This is a genomic window from Terrabacter sp. BE26, from assembly GCF_041941675.1.
Classification (GTDB): Bacteria; Actinomycetota; Actinomycetes; order Actinomycetales; family Dermatophilaceae; genus Terrabacter.
Window position 1 is genome coordinate 1,305,600 of sequence record NZ_CP090122.1, and the last position, 15,998, is coordinate 1,321,597.

Annotated in this window: 13 protein-coding genes; 9 read left to right on the plus strand and 4 right to left on the minus strand. The window is 71.5% G+C overall.

What is annotated here, in order from left to right:
* Positions 1-78: 78 nt before the first annotated feature.
* Genes LQK93_RS06200 through LQK93_RS06215 form a run of 4 tightly spaced genes read right to left on the minus strand, consistent with a single transcriptional unit; the run spans position 79 to position 3,931 of the window.
* Positions 79-1,299, minus strand: a complete 1,221-nt coding sequence (locus LQK93_RS06200) for an acyl-CoA dehydrogenase family protein (protein WP_374970672.1) — start codon at positions 1,297-1,299, stop codon at positions 79-81.
* Between the two features lies 1 nt (position 1,300).
* On the minus strand, positions 1,301-2,353 hold the full coding sequence (locus LQK93_RS06205) for a phosphotransferase family protein (RefSeq protein ID WP_374970673.1): 1,053 nt from the start codon (positions 2,351-2,353) through the stop codon (positions 1,301-1,303).
* Position 2,354: 1 nt separating this feature from the next.
* On the minus strand, positions 2,355-3,122 hold the full coding sequence (gene fabG, locus LQK93_RS06210; protein ID WP_374970674.1) for a 3-oxoacyl-ACP reductase FabG: 768 nt from the start codon (positions 3,120-3,122) through the stop codon (positions 2,355-2,357).
* Complete coding sequence (locus tag LQK93_RS06215; protein WP_374970675.1) at positions 3,119-3,931, minus strand: SDR family oxidoreductase; 813 nt, start codon at positions 3,929-3,931, stop codon at positions 3,119-3,121. Before LQK93_RS06215 ends, fabG begins: the two co-directional genes overlap by 4 nt.
* Before the next feature lie 231 nt (positions 3,932-4,162).
* Here LQK93_RS06215 and LQK93_RS06220 point away from each other — a divergent pair, with 231 nt between their 5' ends.
* The 9 genes from LQK93_RS06220 (at position 4,163) to LQK93_RS06260 (ending at position 15,993) form a co-directional block, all read left to right on the plus strand.
* The gene (locus LQK93_RS06220) at positions 4,163-5,719 is read left to right on the plus strand and encodes an ATP-dependent DNA ligase (RefSeq protein WP_374970676.1); all 1,557 of its coding nucleotides are present in this window, start codon (positions 4,163-4,165) and stop codon (positions 5,717-5,719) included.
* Between the two features lie 171 nt (positions 5,720-5,890).
* Positions 5,891-7,699: a glycoside hydrolase family 3 protein gene (locus LQK93_RS06225; RefSeq protein WP_374970677.1), complete on the plus strand. Its 1,809-nt coding sequence runs from the start codon at positions 5,891-5,893 to the stop codon at positions 7,697-7,699.
* Between the two features lie 36 nt (positions 7,700-7,735).
* Entirely contained in the window at positions 7,736-9,058 is a 1,323-nt protein-coding gene (locus tag LQK93_RS06230; protein ID WP_374970678.1) for an exo-beta-N-acetylmuramidase NamZ domain-containing protein, read from the plus strand.
* A gap of 46 nt (positions 9,059-9,104) precedes the next feature.
* Positions 9,105-10,838, plus strand: a complete 1,734-nt coding sequence (locus LQK93_RS06235; RefSeq protein ID WP_374970679.1) for a serine hydrolase — start codon at positions 9,105-9,107, stop codon at positions 10,836-10,838.
* A gap of 4 nt (positions 10,839-10,842) precedes the next feature.
* Complete coding sequence (locus LQK93_RS06240) at positions 10,843-11,742, plus strand: MurR/RpiR family transcriptional regulator (RefSeq protein ID WP_374970680.1); 900 nt, start codon at positions 10,843-10,845, stop codon at positions 11,740-11,742.
* Between the two features lie 79 nt (positions 11,743-11,821).
* Positions 11,822-12,769, plus strand: a complete 948-nt coding sequence (locus tag LQK93_RS06245) for an N-acetylmuramic acid 6-phosphate etherase (RefSeq protein ID WP_374970681.1) — start codon at positions 11,822-11,824, stop codon at positions 12,767-12,769.
* A gap of 68 nt (positions 12,770-12,837) precedes the next feature.
* Positions 12,838-14,166, plus strand: coding sequence for an ABC transporter substrate-binding protein (locus LQK93_RS06250; RefSeq protein WP_374970682.1), 1,329 nt, complete (start codon positions 12,838-12,840; stop codon positions 14,164-14,166).
* 22 nt (positions 14,167-14,188) lie between these two features.
* Positions 14,189-15,088: a carbohydrate ABC transporter permease gene (locus LQK93_RS06255; RefSeq protein WP_374970683.1), complete on the plus strand. Its 900-nt coding sequence runs from the start codon at positions 14,189-14,191 to the stop codon at positions 15,086-15,088.
* The gene (locus LQK93_RS06260; protein WP_374970684.1) at positions 15,085-15,993 is read left to right on the plus strand and encodes a carbohydrate ABC transporter permease; all 909 of its coding nucleotides are present in this window, start codon (positions 15,085-15,087) and stop codon (positions 15,991-15,993) included. Before LQK93_RS06255 ends, LQK93_RS06260 begins: the two co-directional genes overlap by 4 nt.
* Positions 15,994-15,998 lie beyond the last annotated feature (5 nt).

The window sequence follows — 15,998 nt, forward strand, 5'->3', positions numbered from 1 at the left end:
CGTGCGGTCGTGCGGTCGGGCGATCAGGTCGTCGGGGGCGTATGCCGGGTGGCGCGGCGGGTGCCCGGGTGCGGGCGGTCAGCTGCCGGCATACCTGCGCAGCTCGGCCTTGGCGAGGGCGTTCTTGTGCACCTCGTCGGGCCCGTCGGCGAAGCGCAGCGTGCGGATGCCGGCGAAGGCGGCGGCGAGCTCGGTGTCCTGGCTGAGGCCCGCGGCCCCGTGGGTCTGGATCGCCTTGTCGAGGATCCACTCGACGGTCTTGGGGGTCGCGATCTTGATCGCCTGGATCTCGGTGTGGGCGCCCTTGTTGCCGACGGTGTCCATGAGCCAGGCGGTCTTGAGCACCAGCAGGCGCAGCTGCTCGACGCGCACCCGCGACTCGGCGATCCAGTCGCGCACGACGCCCTGCTCGGCGATCGGACGGCCGAAGGCCACGCGCTCGGACGCCCGGCGGCACATCGCCTCGATGGCGACCTCGGCGAGGCCGATCGAGCGCATGCAGTGGTGGATCCGGCCGGGGCCGAGCCGAGCCTGGGCGATGGCGAAGCCCGAGCCCTCCTCCCCGATGAGGTTGCCCACAGGCACGCGGACGTCGGTGAAGCGCAGCTCGGCATGGCCGCCGTGGTCGTGGTCGTCGTAGCCGAAGACCTCCATGCCACGGACCACCTCGACGCCCGGGGTGTCACGCGGGACGAGGACCATCGACTGCTGCCGGTGCCGTTCGGCCGACGGGTCGGTCTTGCCCATGACGATGAAGATCGCGCACTCGGGGTTCATCGCCCCGGTGATCCACCACTTGCGGCCGTTGATGACGTAGTCGTCGCCGTCACGGCGGATCGACAGCGCGATGTTCGTGGCGTCGCTGCTGGCCACGTCAGGCTCGGTCATGGCGAAGGCGGAGCGGATCTCGCCGCGCAGCAAGGGTTTCAGCCACTGCTCCTGCTGCTCGGGCGTGCCGAACTGGGCCAGCACCTCCATGTTGCCGGTGTCCGGAGCGGCGCAGTTGAGGACGGCAGGTGCCAGTCGGATGCACCGGCCGGTGATCTCGGCCAGCGGGGCGTACTGCAGGTTCGTCAGGCCGGCTCCGTGCTCGCCGGGCAGGAAGACGTTCCAGAGGCCGAGGTCGCGGGCCTCCTGGCGCAGCTGCTGCAGCACCGGGGCGGTGCTCCACGCCCAGCGGTCCGGCAGCGCGGCGACCTGCTCGTCGAAGACGGGCAGCGAGGGGACGATGCGCTCGTCCATGAAGCCGAGCAGCGTGGAGCGCAGCTCCTCGGTGCGGGGGTCGAATCCGAAGTCCATGTCAGCTCTCCTTGACGGCGGCGAGGCCGGCCCGGACGAGCGGGACGGTGGCCTCGCCGATGCCGGCGAAGCCGCTCCCGACCGTCTGGCCCCGGGTGTAGCGGTAGTGGATGCCCTCGAGGATGACCGCGAGCTTGAAGTAGGCGAGTCCGAGGTGGAACGAGAGCGAGCCGAGGTCGCGGCCGCTCCCTGCGGCATACCGCTGCCGCAGCTCCGGCCCGCTGATGAAGCCGGGCGCGCGCGAGACGTCGGAGACCGCGACGGAGTCCATGAGGAGCGGGAGTCGCTGGTAGGCCTCGAGCAGCGCCACGTCGGTCAGCGGGTCGCCCAGCGTCGCCATCTCCCAGTCGAGCACCGCCGACACCTCGTCGTCGACCGTGACGAGGAGGTTGTCGAGGCGGAAGTCGCCGTGGACGATCGTCATGTCGCTCTGTGCCGGAACGGAATCGGCGAGCCGCTCGTGGAGCTCGTCGATGCCGGGCAGCTCTCGGCTGCGCGAGGCGTCGAGCTGCTGCTTCCAGCGCCGGACCTGCCGCTCGAGGAAGCCCTCGGGACGTCCGAAGCCCGCGAGGCCGACCGACTCGGGGTCGACTCCGTGCAGCGCGACGAGCGTGTCGACCATGCGCTCGCTGATGGCCCGGACGCGCTCGGCGCCCAGTGGCCGCAGCTGTGCCTCGAAGCGGTAGGGCGTGCCCGCGACGCGTTCCATGACGTAGAAGGGCGCGCCGATGACGTCGGGGTCGTCGCACACGGCATACGTCGTCGGCACGGGCACGGCGGTGTCGCGCAGGGCCGTGATGACTCGGTGCTCGCGCACCATGTCGTGCGCGGTGGCGAGCACGTGGCCGAGCGGGGGGCGACGGACGATCACCGTGCTCGTGCCGTCGCCCACCTCGTAGGTGAGGTTGGACTTGCCGCCCGCGACGACCCGCCCGGTGAGCGGCCCGTCGAGCAGCCCGGGCACCTCGCGGTCGAGGAAGGACTGCAGTCGGTCCAGCCGCAGTCCGGGCGGGTCGCCCTGCTGCGCAAGGCCTTCGGGGCGGGCGTCGGTCACGTCAGTCCTTCGGCCCGCCGGCGACGTAGATGACCTGGCCGGAGACGAACCCGGCCTCATCGCGCACCAGGAAGGAAGCCGTCGCGGCGATGTCCTCGGGCTGGCCGACCCGCGCCACGGGGATCTCCTTGGCCGCGCCCTCGAGGAACTGCTCGAAGGTGATGCCCATGCGCTCGGCGGTCTGGCGCGTCATGTCGGTCGCGATGAAGCCCGGCGCGATCGCGTTGGCCGTCACGCCGAACTTGCCGAGCTCGATCGCGAGGGTCTTGGTGAAGCCCTGCAGGCCGGCCTTGGCCGCGGAGTAGTTCGCCTGCCCGCGGTTGCCGAGGGCCGATGTGGAGCTGAGGTTGACGATGCGGCCGAACCCGGCGTCGATCATGTGCCTCTGCGTGGCACGGGTCATGAGGAACGAGCCGCGCAGGTGGACGTTCATGACGGCGTCCCAGTCGTCGGTCGTCATCTTGAAGAGCATGTTGTCGCGGATGATGCCGGCGTTGTTGACGAGGACCGTCGGGGCGCCGAGCTCGGCGGCGACCCGGTCGACGGCAGCCTGCACACCGGCCTCGTCGGAGACGTCCACACCGACGGCCAGGCCCTTGCCACCCGCGGCCTCGATCTCGGACACGACTGCAGCGCAAGCCGACTCGTCGAGGTCGAGGACGGCGACGGCATACCCGTCGGAGGCCAGGCGCTTGGCGACGGCCGCGCCGATGCCGCGCGCGGCCCCCGTCACGATGGCGGTGCGCTGGGAGGTGGGCTGCTCGGTCATGCGTTCTCCTCGTTGGGCGTGCTGCTGGGGGTGGCGTGGGCGGTGCTGGTCTGGTGGTCGAGCTTCTGCTGGAGCCGGTTCATCCCGGCGATCCAGGCGTCGGGGTGGGCGGCGCGCTGCGCGTAGTAGTCGCGGACCTCGGGGTGCGGCAGCACGTAGAAGTCGTCGCCGGCGAGCGCCTGCCAGGCCGCCTCGGCGACCTCGTCCGGGCTGACGGTACGGTCGCGGGTCAGCAGCTCCTGGAGCGGGCCGGACTCCTCGAGCATCCGGGTCTGCACGCCCTGGGGACAGATGGCCTGGACGACGATGCCGCGGTGCCGGTAGGTCGCGCTCAGCCACTCGGCGAACGCGACGGCGGCGTGCTTGCTGACCGAGTACGGCGCGTCGCCGAGCATCGAGAGCAGCCCGGCGGCCGAGGCGGTGACGACGAGGCGACCCCCGCCCGCCTCGAGCCAGCGGGGCACGAGCAGGCGCGCGGCGCGCACGTGCGCGAGGACGTTCGTGTCGAGCGCGCGGGCCCATTGCTCGTCGGCGGCGTCCAGGCCCGCCAGCGTGCCGATGCCCGCGTTGGCGAAGAACACGTCGACGTGCCCCAGATGGGCGTATGCCGTCTCGACGAGGTGGCGCACGCCCGCGTCGGCCGACGTGTCGCCAGGGACGGCGAGAGCGCCGAGCTCCTCGGCGACCTCTGCGAGCGCGGCCCCGTCGAGGTCGGCGACGACGAGCTGCCAGCCCTCGCGCGCGAGGCGGGACGCGATGGCGCGCCCGATGCCCCGGGCGGCCCCGGTGACGACGGCGGTGTCGGGCATGCTGCTCCTCGCGGTTGACTAAGCGCTTGCTTACCTTGTCGACAAGCAGTCCCTCCCGTCAAGTGACCCCGCCCCCCGCCCCCAACCGTCGAAAGGCCAAACTCCGCGGGTCCCCACCCGTCGAGAGGCCAAAGTTTGCCGGTGCCCGACCGTCGAGAGGCCACGCGTGGGCTCTCGACGGTTGGAGGGTGGTGGTGGTTGGGTGTCGGCGCGGGCGGGCAAGATCAGGCCATGCAGCTCTCCGACGTCGTCGCCACCTCACGGACGGTCGCCGCGACGTCCTCCCGCACCGCGAAGGTCGAAACCCTCGCGGCCTGCCTGCGACGCGCTGCCGAGGACGGCCCCGAGGTCGTCGAGGTCGTCACGGCGCACCTCTCCGGCGTCCTGCCGCAGCGCCGCATCGGTGTGAGCTGGCGCGGCCTGCAGGACCTCCCCGAACCGGCCGACGAGTCGAACCTCACCGTCGAGGAGGTCGACGCCGCCGCCAGCGCCATTGCGGCCATCGGCGGGTCAGGGTCGGGAGCCACGCGGTCCACCGCGGTCCGCGAGCTCTTCGGCCGGGCCACCGCCGACGAGCAGGCCTGGCTGCGCGGCCTCATCACCGGGGAGACGCGCCAGGGTGCCGGTGACGGCGTCATGCTGCAGGCGATCGCCAAGGCCGCCCAGGTTCCCGGCGCCGCGGTCCGCAGGGCCGTCATGGTGGCCGGGTTCGCCGGGCCGGTGGCCCGGGCGGCCCTGGCCGGCGGCGCGGAGGCCCTCGACGCCCTGACGCTCGAGGTCGGCCGGCCCCTCCGGCCGATGCTCGCCGGCGCCGCGCCCGACGTCGCCTCGGCCCTCGCCACGCTGGGAGGCGAGGTCGTCGTCGAGACGAAGCTGGACGGCATACGCCTGCAGGCCCACGTCGACAACCGCACGAGTCCGGGCACCGTGCGGCTGTTCACGCGCACCCTCGACGAGGTGACCGAGCGCATGCCCGAGATCACCGAGGCGCTCGCGGGCCTCGACGTCGAGACCGCCGTGCTCGACGGTGAGGTGATCGCGCTGGCCGCGGACGGGCGCCCGCAACCCTTCCAGGTCACCGGAGCCCGCACCGCCAGCAGTGCCGACGTCGAGCGGCTGCGCGAGGACGTGCCGCTCACCCCCTACTTCTTCGACCTGCTGCACCTCGACGGGAAGGACCTGCTCGACGAGCCGGCCGCGACCCGCTGGGAGCACCTGTCGCGGACGGTGCCGCCCGCGTGGACGGTCCCGCGCAAGCTCACCGACGACCCGGGGACCGCGCAGCGGTTCTTCGCCGAGCTCGTCGCGGCCGGTCACGAGGGCGTCGTCGTCAAGGACCCCGACCTGCCGTATGCCGCCGGTCGGCGCGGTCCCGGGTGGGTCAAGGTCAAGCCCCGGCACACCCTCGACCTCGTCGTGCTCGCGGTCGAGTGGGGCAGCGGCCGGCGCAAGGGGTGGCTCTCCAACATCCACCTCGGGGCACGCGACGCCGAGACCGGCGACCTCGTCATGCTCGGCAAGACGTTCAAGGGCATGACCGACGACATGCTCGCCTGGCAGACCGAGCGCTTCCGCGAGCTCGCCGCCGACCCGGCCGACGAGAGCGGCTGGGTCGTGACGGTGCGTCCCGAGCAGGTCGTCGAGATCGCCTTCGACGGGGTGCAGCGCTCGAGCCGCTACCCCGGCGGCCTCGCCCTCCGCTTCGCACGGGTCATCCGCTACCGCGACGACAAACCGGTCTCCGAGATCGACACCGTGCAGACCGTGAGATCCCTCGCCGGCTGGTGAGCCGCCCGGCTCGACCCGCGCGACCGACAGGCGCCCGTCCCGCTGCCCTGGCCGCCTGTGCCAGCCGGACGGGATCGCGCTACCTGTTGCCGACCTCCGAAGGCGTAGGTAAGTTCCGAAGGAAGGGCGGAATGCGTCACTTCTTCACATCTTCCGGAGGCTCCCATGTCCATGTCCAACCTCTCGCGGCGCTCGGTCATCGCGGGCGGGCTCGCCGCGGCGGCCGCAGGTGCGGCAGCCAGCAGCGCCCGCGCCGCCGGCTCCCTGGTCCGTCCGCCGGCGGCCGAGCACGGCTGGGTCACCTCGACGATGGCCCGGATGACGCTGGAGGAGAAGGTCGGCCAGCTCTTCATCCAGAACGTCTACGGCAGCGACGCGACGACGCCCGACGCCCGCAACCTGCCGCTCTACGGCGTCGCCAGCCCGGCCGAGGTCGTGCAGAAGTACCACCTCGGCGGCATCATCTACTTCGCCTGGACCGACAGCGTGCAGAACCCCGACCAGATCGTCGGTCTGTCCAACGGCCTTCAGAAGGCGGCACTGACGCAGGCAGGCAAGGTGCGCATCCCGCTGCAGATCGCCACCGACCAGGAGCAGGGCGTCGTCACCCGCATCGGGCCGCCCGCCACCCAGTTCCCCGGCTCGATGGCCCTCGGCGCCGGCCGCAGCGCCGCGGACGCCCGCACGGCCGCCGCCATCACGGGCATGGAGCTGCTCGCCATGGGTGTGAACACCAACTTCGCGCCCGACTGCGACGTCAACGTCAACCCGCTCAACCCCGTCATCGGCACGCGGTCCTTCTCGTCGCGGCCCGAGCTCGCCGCCCAGCTCGCAGCCGCCCAGGTCGCCGGCTACCAGCGCGACGGGGGCGTCGCCTCGTCCGCCAAGCACTTCCCGGGCCACGGCGACACCGCGACGGACAGCCACGTCGCGTTCCCGATCATCACGCACACCCGCGAGCAGTGGGAGACCATCGACGCGCCGCCCTTCAAGGCCGCGATCAACGAGCAGATCGACATGATCATGACCGCGCACCTGTCGTTCCCGGCCCTCGACGACTCGGGCAACCCGGCGACGCTGAGCAAGCCGATCATGACCGACCTCCTGCGTGGCCAGCTGGGCTACCAGGGCGTCATCGTCACCGACTCCCTCGCCATGCAGGGCGTTCGCGACCTCTACGGCGACGCCGAGGTCGCTGTGCGGGCCCTCCTCGCCGGCGTGGACCAGCTGCTCATGACGCCCGCCATGGACGACGCCTTCGCCGCCGTCCTCGACGCCGTCCGCAGCGGCCGCATCCCGCGGAACGAGCTGGACGCGAAGGTACGCCGCGTGCTCAGCCTGAAGTACCGCCGCGGCATCGTGGCCCGCCCGTACGCCGACCCGAAGGCCCTCTCCTCGGTCGTCGGCACCCCGGCCCACCTGGCAGCCGCCGACTCGGTCACCGACCGCACCACGACCCTCGTCAAGAACGACGCCAAGGCGCTCCCGCTCGCACCGAAGGGCAAGAAGGTCCTCGTGACCGGCTACGGCGTCGGGACGACCGCCACCCTGGCCGCGGCCCTGACCGGGAAGGGCGCCACGGTCCAGACCGTCCAGACCGGAGCCTCCCCGACCGACGCGCAGGTCGCCTCGGCCGTCGGCGCGGCTGCCGACAAGGATGTCGTCGTCGTCACCACCATGAAGGCCTGGGACACCAGCGTCACCGACAGGCGCGGCGGCCAGCAGAAGCTCGTCAAGCAGCTGCTCGCCACCGGCAAGACGGTCGTCGTCGTCGCGGTCCGCGACCCCTACGACATCGCCTACTTCACCGATGCGCCGACCTACGTGGCCACGTACTCCTACAGCCCCGTCGCCATCGAGGCGGCCGCTCGGGTCATCGTCGGCGACGTCTCCCCCACGGCTTCACTTCCCGTGGACATCCCGGTCGCCGGCGACCCGAACACCGCGCTCTACCCCTTCGGCCACGGCCTCACCTACTGACGCCGGCCCGGCCCGCACTCGATCGGAGCTCTCACCATGACCGACCTGAACCGCAGGCAGCTGCTCACCGCCGGAGCACTCGGTGCCGTCGCCATCCCCGCCACGGCGGGGGGCTCCCGTGCAGCGCAGGGCGGCCGGACGGCACACGCCGGCAGCTACCCCGACAGACCCGTGACGACGGGTGCCCAGAGCGCGGCAGCCTCGAGCTGGTCGACCCTCGAGGGCCAGAAGGTCGGGGTCATCACCAACCCGACCGGCATCCTCACCGACCTGCGCACCATCGTCGACGACATGCACGAGTCCGGAGCCGTCGACATCGTCGGCGTCTTCGGACCCGAGCACGGCTTCCGCGGCACCGCGCAGGCCGGCGACTCCGAGGGCACCCATCCCGACCCGCGCACCGGCCTCACCGTCTACGACGCCTACGGCGCGAACGTCGCGAAGATGACCACGATGTTCCGCACAGCCGGGGTCGAGACCGTCGTCTTCGACATCCAGGACGTCGGCGCGCGCTTCTACACCTACATCTGGACGATGTACACCGCCATGCAGGCGGCCGTCGCCGTCGGCGCCCGCTTCGTCGTCCTCGACCGTCCGAACCCCGTCGGCGGCACTGCCCGCGGGCCGATGATGACGACGCCGTGGACCTCCGGAGTCGGAGCCAAGGAGATCGTCCAGGCCCACGGCATGACGGTCGGCGAGCTCGCCCGCTACCTCGACGGCGAGTTCCTGGCCGCCGACGCGGGCAGCCGGCTCGACGAGCTCTCCGTCGTCCAGGTGAAGGGCTGGCGCCGAGACGTGCCGTATGCCGTCACCGGGCTCCCGTGGGTCATGCCGAGTCCCAACATGCCGACTCCCGACACCGCGCTCGTCTACCCGGGCACCGGCATGTTCGAGGGCACGAACCTGTCGGAGGGGCGCGGCACGACCCGGCCGTTCGAGCTCGTCGGTGCGCCGTTCGTGGACTACAAGTGGGCCGAACGCCTTGCAGCGCTGGGCCTTCCGGGCGTCGGGTTCCGCGAGGCGTACTTCTCCCCGACCTTCAGCAAGCACACCGGCAAGGTCTGCGGCGGGGTGCAGCTGCACGTCACGGACCCGTCCGCGTTCGACCCGATGCGCGCCGCCGTCGAGATGCTCGTCGCCGCCAAGGCGCTCTACCCCGACTTCGCCTGGCGCCACGACTCCTACGACCCGGCGCGGCCCTACTGGATCGACAAGCTGACCGGCTCGCAGCGGCTGCGCACGCAGATCTCGGCCGGCGCCTCCGCCGACGAGGTCGTCGGCGCCTGGCGCGACGAGCTCGCCGCCTTCGACGCACGCCGCAGGCAGTACCTCCTCTACCGCGGCCCGTCGAACTGACCGCACGTCACCCGAGCATCGAGATCATCGACAATCCAGGAGTGACATGCGCCTGCGCAGACTCGTCCCCACTGCCCTGGGCAGCCTCGCCGTCATGGGGAGCCTCGTGACCCCCGGGCCGGCGCGGGCCGACGACTTCAGCAAGCCCGACCGCGGCTTCGCCCCACCCAACACCGTGCTGTCCGACGCCAGCCCGGCCTCGCTGGGCCTGGACCCCGCCCCCATCGCCGAGTCGGTCGCCCAGATCCACGCCCACGAGCAGAGCCCGCCCGGAGGCCACCCGCTCTTCGCCGGGGCCGTCGGGATCATGGGCCACGAGGGACACGTCGTGGAGCGGGACGCGAGCGGCTGGGCGCTGCGCTACGCCGACGCCACCACCGAGCTCCCGCGCGACCAGTGGGAGCCGATGCGCACCGACACGATCTTCGACCTCGCCTCGATGTCCAAGCTGTTCACCTCGATCGCCGTGGTCCAGCTCGTCGAGGAGGGCAAGGTCTCCCTCGAGAGCCCGGTCGCGGCATACCTCCCCGAGTTCGCCGCGCACGGCAAGGAGTCCGTCACGGTGCGGCAGCTCCTCACGCACACGTCCGGCTTCACGTCGTGGCTGCCGCTGTGGAGCAAGTGGCCCGACAAGGCCTCGCGGATCAAGGCCGTGATGGACCAGCCGCTCACCAACCCGCCGGGAACGACCTATCTCTACAGCGACCTCAACCTCATCACCCTCGGGGTGATGGTCGAGCGACTGCGGGACGAGCCCCTCGACGTCGTCGTCCACGACCGCATCACCGCACCGCTGGGGATGAGGGACACCGGCTACAACCCGACCGACAAGGCCCGGACGGCCGCCACCGAGTACCAGACCGCCCCGCCCCGCGGCATGGTGCGCGGTGAGGTCCACGACGAGAACGCGTGGTCGCTCGGCGGCGTCGCCGGGCACGCGGGCGTCTTCTCCACCGTCGACGACCTGGCTGCGCTGTCGCAGGCACTGCTCAACGGCGGCGCCTACCGCGGCGAGCGCATCCTCAGCCGCAAGAGCGTCGACGCCCTCATCACCAACTTCAACGAGGCCTTCCCCGGCGATGACCACGGCCTCGGCTTCGAGCTCAACCAGCGCTGGTACATGGACGCCCTGTCGGGGCCGCGCACCGCCGGTCACACCGGCTACACCGGCACCTCGATCGTCATCGACTTCACGTCGCGCTCGTTCGCGATCCTGCTGACGAACCGGGTGCACCCCTCGCGCGACTGGGGCTCGGTCAACGTCGCCCGGCGCGAGTGGGCGCACGGGCTGGCCGCCTCGATGGGCATCCGCCCACGGCAGGGCGACACGGCCTGGGTCACGGGCGCCGACAACGCGGCCACGACCACGCTGACGACGCCCGTCCTCCCCGTCGGGCCGGGCGGCGCGCGTCTTGGCTTCGACCTCTTCCTCGACACGGAGGAGACCGACCTGCTCCACCTCGAGCGCTCCACCGACGGCGGGGCGACGTGGACGGCGCTGCCCTTCGAGGTCAGGGACCGTGGCCAGACCGAGACCGCCGACGGGGTCATCTCCGGCTCCGGCACACGCCGGTGGGTCCAGGTGCGGGCCGACGTCCCGACCGGGTCCCAGCAGCTGCGCTGGCGCCACACGACCGACGGCGGCCATCTCGGCCGTGGCGTCGCCGTCGACGACATCCGCATCCAGGGCCCTGGCGGGATCCTGCTCGACGGGGAGAAGGCACCCGACGCGCTCACCCCCCGAGGGTGGCGGCTGGCCGGCCGCGACGCCGTAGCGTAGGCCCATGCCCAGGACCGAGGACGGCGCACCCTCCCCCACAGGTGCGGCGAGCGCATCGCTGCTCATCCACCTGCGGGGGATCCGGCCCTCCCTGTCGCCCGCCGAGGACCGGGTCGCCGACATCGTCCTGGCGGACGCCCGGCGCGCAGCCGGTCTGACGATCAGCGAGCTCGCGGCGGCCGCTCGCACGTCGGAGACGACCGTCCTGCGCTTCTGCCGCCGCCTGGGCCTGCCCGGCTACCCGCAGCTGCGCCTCGCCCTCGCCGAGGAGTCCGCGCAGCCGCGCACCCTGCGGCGCAGCGGCACCGACATCAGCGCCAAGGACACGATCGACGACATCATCGCCAAGGTGGCCTTCACCGACGCGAGCGCCGTGGAGGAGACCGCCCAGCAGCTCGACCGTGACGCGCTCGCGGCGGCGGCCGCCGCGATCGCCCGCGCCGGCCGCGTGGACATCTACGGCATCGGAGCGAGCGCCATCGTCGGCACCGACCTGCAGCAGAAGCTGCACCGCATCGGCGTCGTGGCCTTCGCCTGGAACGACCCGCACATCGCCTTGACGAGCGCCACGCTGCTGGGCCCGGGCGACGTCGCCGTGGGCATCTCGCACTCCGGCACGACGACCGAGACGATCGAGGCCCTCGCGGCGGCCCGCTCCACCGGCGCCCGCACCCTCGCCATCACCAACTTCCCCCTCTCGCGGCTGGCCTCGGGGGTCGACTTCCTGCTCACGACCGCGGCTCGTGAGACGAGCCTGCGCTCGGGGGCGACGGCCAGCCGCATCGCGGCCCTGACGGTCGTCGACTGCCTCTACATCGCCGTGGCCCAGCGCAACCTGCGGCGCGCCCGCAAGGCGGTCGTCGACACCCGTGAGGCCGTCGCCGGCCACCACGTCTCGGACTGAGCCGGCGCCCGACCCGTGACCAGAACGTCACTCATTTACGGCATTGACGCTGTCCCCGTAGGAAAGTAACCTCCGACGGGTGAAGAGCGAGGTGACCGTGGACGCCCCCACCGAGGAGCGCCACCCCGGGACGACGTCCATCGACACGCACACCTCCCTCGACATCCTCCGGGCGCTCAACACCGAGGACGCGAAGGTTGCAGGCGCCGTCGGTGAGGTGCTGCCCGACCTCGCTCGCCTCGTGGACTGCGCCGTCGACTCGCTCACCGTCGGCGGGGCCGTCCACTACTTCGGCGCCGGCACGTCGGGCCGGCTCGCGGTGCTCGACGCCGCCGAGCTGCTCCCCACCTTCAACGCCCCCGAGGGCCTCTTCGTCGCCCACCACGCCGGCGGGGCCCAGGCCCTCGTCCACGCCGTCGAGAACGTCGAGGACGACGCCGACCTCGGGCGCTCGGAAGCCGATGCCCTGCGCCCCGGTGACATCGCGGTCGGGCTCACCGCCTCCGGGCGCACGCCGTTCGTGGCGGCCGCGCTGGCACGTGCCCGTGAGCGCGGCGCCGTCACGGCCCTCGTGACCGCGAACCCTCGCGCGGAGGCAGCCGTCCACGCCGACATCCTCCTCGCGGTGCGCACCGGCCCCGAGGCCCTGACCGGCTCGACGCGCCTCAAGGCTGGCACGGCCCAGAAGCTCGTCCTCAACTCCTTCTCGACCGCCGTCATGATCCGGCTCGGCCACACGTGGAGCAACCTCATGGTGGACGTCGTGGCGACCAACGCGAAGCTGCGCGGCCGCGTCGTGCGCATCCTGCGGGAAGCCACCGGAGCCGGCCCCGAGGAGGCCCGGGGCGCCCTCGACGAGGCGGACGGGGAGCTGAAGCCGGCGCTGCTCGCCATGCTCGCCGGGGTCGACGCGGCGACGGCACGCGACGCGATCGCCGCCAACGGCGGCTCGGTCGCCCGTGCGCTGGGCGCCCTGGGCGCACCCGTCGCGCCGGCCACTGCCTCCGCCCCGGCTCCCGAACGCTGAACCCTCTTCTCCACCCATCCCCCGATGCCACCCCCCGGCACCATGCAGAACCCGACAGGAGCACCACCATGACGTTCGCCTCACGCCCTCCCGGCTCGTCGCGGCGCGCACGCCGCACGCTCGTCACGCTCGCCGCGCTCTCCGGAGCGCTCCTCGTGACGGCCTGCTCCCCGTCCGCCAGTGGTTCGTCGGGCTCGACGGGTGCCGGCGGCGACGGCAAGGTCGACCTCACTGTCTGGTCGTGGCGTGTGGAGGACGAGGCGGCATACAAGAAGATCTTCGCCACCTACGAGAAGTCGCACCCGAACGTGCACGTGGACTTCAAGGCGTTCAAGGCGACCGAGTACAACAAGATCCTCGCAACCGGTCTCGCCGGCTCGAACGGCCCGGACGTGCCGCAGGTCCGCTCCTACGGTCAGCTGCAGACCACGGTGGCCTCGAAGTCGCTGCTGCCCCTCGACGGCAAGGTCGACCTCTCCGGCTGGGACGAGAACATCGTGGCCAGCGCCAAGGGCAAGGAGGACGGCAAGACCTACTCCGTGCCGTTCGCGCGCCAGACCGTCCAGATGTTCTACAACCAGGGTCTCTTCGAGAAGAACGGCCTCAAGGCCCCCACCACATGGGCCGAGTTCACCGCCGCCAACGACAAGCTCCAGGCAGCAGGCGTGACCCCGATCGCGGTCGGCGCCAAGGACGACTGGACCCTGCCGATCGTCCACGAGGTCGTGGCGGGCGCCCGCTTCGGCGGCAAGGCGTTCCGCGACGAGGTCGTCTCGGGCAAGAAGACCTTCACCGACCCCGACTGGGTCGCCTCGGTCAAGGTCGTCGGCGACCTCGAGAAGTACATGCCCAAGAACGTCACCGGCGTCGCGGCCACCGACGCGCAGACTCTCTTCTCCGCCGAGAAGGCCGCGATGATCCCCGGCGGCAGCTTCGACCTGTCGGTCTTCCAGAAGGCCAACCCCACCATGAAGATCGGCATCTTCCAGGTGCCGCCGGCCCCCGGCTCGCCGGGCGGATCGACCGCGACGACGGCAGGATGGGCCGATGGCAACTTCGGCGTCTCCGCCAAGTCGAAGCACCCCGCCGAGGCCACGGAGCTCGTCAAGTGGATGACCTCCAAGGAGTTCGGCCAGATGGTGGGCGACGAGATCAAGCAGATCTCCGCCGTCCCCGGTGTCGAGCCGAGCGACCCGCTGCTCAAGCAGATGAGCGACAACTACAAGAACTCCGGCTCGCCCTACCTGCTGCTCACCGACTTCCGCTACGGCAGCCCCTCGGGCGGCGAGCTGATGGGCAAGGGCCTGCAGGAGCTGCTGCTCGGCGGCAAGGACGCCGCCGCCGTGAGCCAGGACCTCGACACCGGCGTCAAGACCTGGTTCAAGCCCAGCGCGTGACGCTCCACCCGAAAGGCATGGCATGAGGCGCCGCACCGGCCTGGTCTTCGTCGCCCCGGCACTCGCGCTTTTCGCGGTGTTCGTGCTCTACCCGATGGTGACGGCGTTCTCGTACGCCTTCTTCTCGTGGCAGGGCACGACCCGCGGGGAGTTCGCGGGGGTCACCAACTTCGTCACCCTGTTCACGAAGGCGCCGTTCACGACCGACCTGCCCCAGGCGCTGCTGCACAACGTGCTGTTCTTCCTCGGCACGATGCTCATCCAGAACACGTTCGGGCTCACGATCGCGTACCTGCTCTACAGCCGCCCGCGCAGCCGGGGGGTGCTCCAGACGCTCTACGCGATGCCCTACCTCGTGAGCCCGATCGTCATCGGCTACCTCTGGACCCTGCTGTTGTCGCCGACGTTCGGCCCGGTCAACACGCTGCTGACGAAGATCGGGCTCGACTCGTGGGCGCTGCCGTGGCTCGGTGACCCGAAGACCGCCCTCTGGGTCGTCATCCTCGTCAGCGTCTGGCAGTGGATCGGCTTCCCGGTCCTGCTCTACGGTGCGGCGCTCGGCGGCGTCCCCGAGGAGCTGACCGAGGCCGCCCGCGTCGACGGCGCGACCAACCGGCAGGCGTTCTTCCGGATCACCCTGCCGCTCCTCGTGCCCGCCATCGGCACGGTCTCGGTGCTGACCTTCATCTTCGCCATGGAGGCGTTCGCCCTGCCGTACGCGTTCGGCGGGTCGACCGGGAACCCTGCAGGGGCAACGGACTTCGTGTCGCTGCTCTTCTACCGCACGGCGTTCGACTCCGGCGCCACCGACGCCATCGGCAGCTCGTCCGCCCTGGCGACGATGCTCTTCCTCATCATCTTCGGCGGGGCGTACGCAGCCACGGCCGTGCTGCGCCGTCACGAACGGAGGATCACCGCATGACCACGGCTGTCGCCTCCACCGAGGTGCCCGAGGACCTCGCCGCGTCCCGGCCTGCGCGCGAGCCCCGGCGACGCCCGCCGCGGGCGACCAAGCCCGTCGGCGGCGCGGGTGCCAGCGTCCTGCTCTGGGCGTATGCCGCCCTGGCACTCGTGCCGCTGCTGCTCATGGTCACCAACAGCTTCCGCACCAACGGCGACCTCATCTCCGACCCGCTCGGCCTGCCGAGCCCCCCGACGACCGCGAGCTACGTCGAGGCCTGGACGACGGGGAACTTCGCGACGTACTTCGGCAACTCCCTGGTCGTCACCGTCGGCGCCGTGGCCATCTCGACGGCGGTGGCGACGATGGCGGCCTACGCCCTCGCCCGCGGCCGGTCGCGCATCTTCCGGTGGCTCGAGTCGCTGTTCCTCTCGGGCCTGATGCTGCCGATCCACCTCGCGATCCTGCCGATCTTCTACCTCTTCGACGGCCTCGGACTGATCGACTCCCGCCTCGGCCTGACGCTGATGTACGCCTCGTCCGGCATCCCGTTCTCGATCTTCGTCCTGACGACCTTCTTCCGGCAGCTGCCCGTGGAGCTCGAGGAGGCCGCAGCGCTCGACGGGGCCAGCAGCTGGCAGACCTTCTGGCGGATCATGGTGCCGATGGTGCGTCCGGCCGTCGCGACCGTGGCGGTCTTCCGCTTCGTGCCGATCTGGAACGACTTCCTCTTCCCGCTGGTGCTGCTGCGCCGCGAGGACAAGTACACCCTGCCGGTCGGCCTGACGAACTTCTTCGGCGAGAACGCCACGAACTACTCGGCCGTCTTCGCCGGGCTCGTCATCACGACGATCCCGCTGATCGTGCTGTTCCTCGTCGCGACCAAGCAGATCGTGGCGGGCCTCACCGCCGGCATGGCGAAGTGACCGGC

Excerpts from the sequence above, each read along its gene's own strand:
- LQK93_RS06235 (WP_374970679.1), top strand. The coding sequence starts at position 9,105 with ATGCGCCTGCGCAGACTCGTCCCCACTGCCCTGGGCAGCCTCGCCGTC.
- LQK93_RS06230 (WP_374970678.1), top strand. The coding sequence starts at position 7,736 with ATGACCGACCTGAACCGCAGGCAGCTGCTCACCGCCGGAGCACTCGGT.
- fabG (WP_374970674.1), bottom strand. The coding sequence starts at position 3,122 with ATGACCGAGCAGCCCACCTCCCAGCGCACCGCCATCGTGACGGGGGCC.
- LQK93_RS06255 (WP_374970683.1), top strand. The coding sequence starts at position 14,189 with ATGAGGCGCCGCACCGGCCTGGTCTTCGTCGCCCCGGCACTCGCGCTT.
- LQK93_RS06250 (WP_374970682.1), top strand. The coding sequence starts at position 12,838 with ATGACGTTCGCCTCACGCCCTCCCGGCTCGTCGCGGCGCGCACGCCGC.
- LQK93_RS06260 (WP_374970684.1), top strand. The coding sequence starts at position 15,085 with ATGACCACGGCTGTCGCCTCCACCGAGGTGCCCGAGGACCTCGCCGCG.
- LQK93_RS06240 (WP_374970680.1), top strand. The coding sequence starts at position 10,843 with ATGCCCAGGACCGAGGACGGCGCACCCTCCCCCACAGGTGCGGCGAGC.
- LQK93_RS06200 (WP_374970672.1), bottom strand. The coding sequence starts at position 1,299 with ATGGACTTCGGATTCGACCCCCGCACCGAGGAGCTGCGCTCCACGCTG.
- LQK93_RS06220 (WP_374970676.1), top strand. The coding sequence starts at position 4,163 with ATGCAGCTCTCCGACGTCGTCGCCACCTCACGGACGGTCGCCGCGACG.
- LQK93_RS06215 (WP_374970675.1), bottom strand. The coding sequence starts at position 3,931 with ATGCCCGACACCGCCGTCGTCACCGGGGCCGCCCGGGGCATCGGGCGC.
- LQK93_RS06225 (WP_374970677.1), top strand. The coding sequence starts at position 5,891 with ATGTCCAACCTCTCGCGGCGCTCGGTCATCGCGGGCGGGCTCGCCGCG.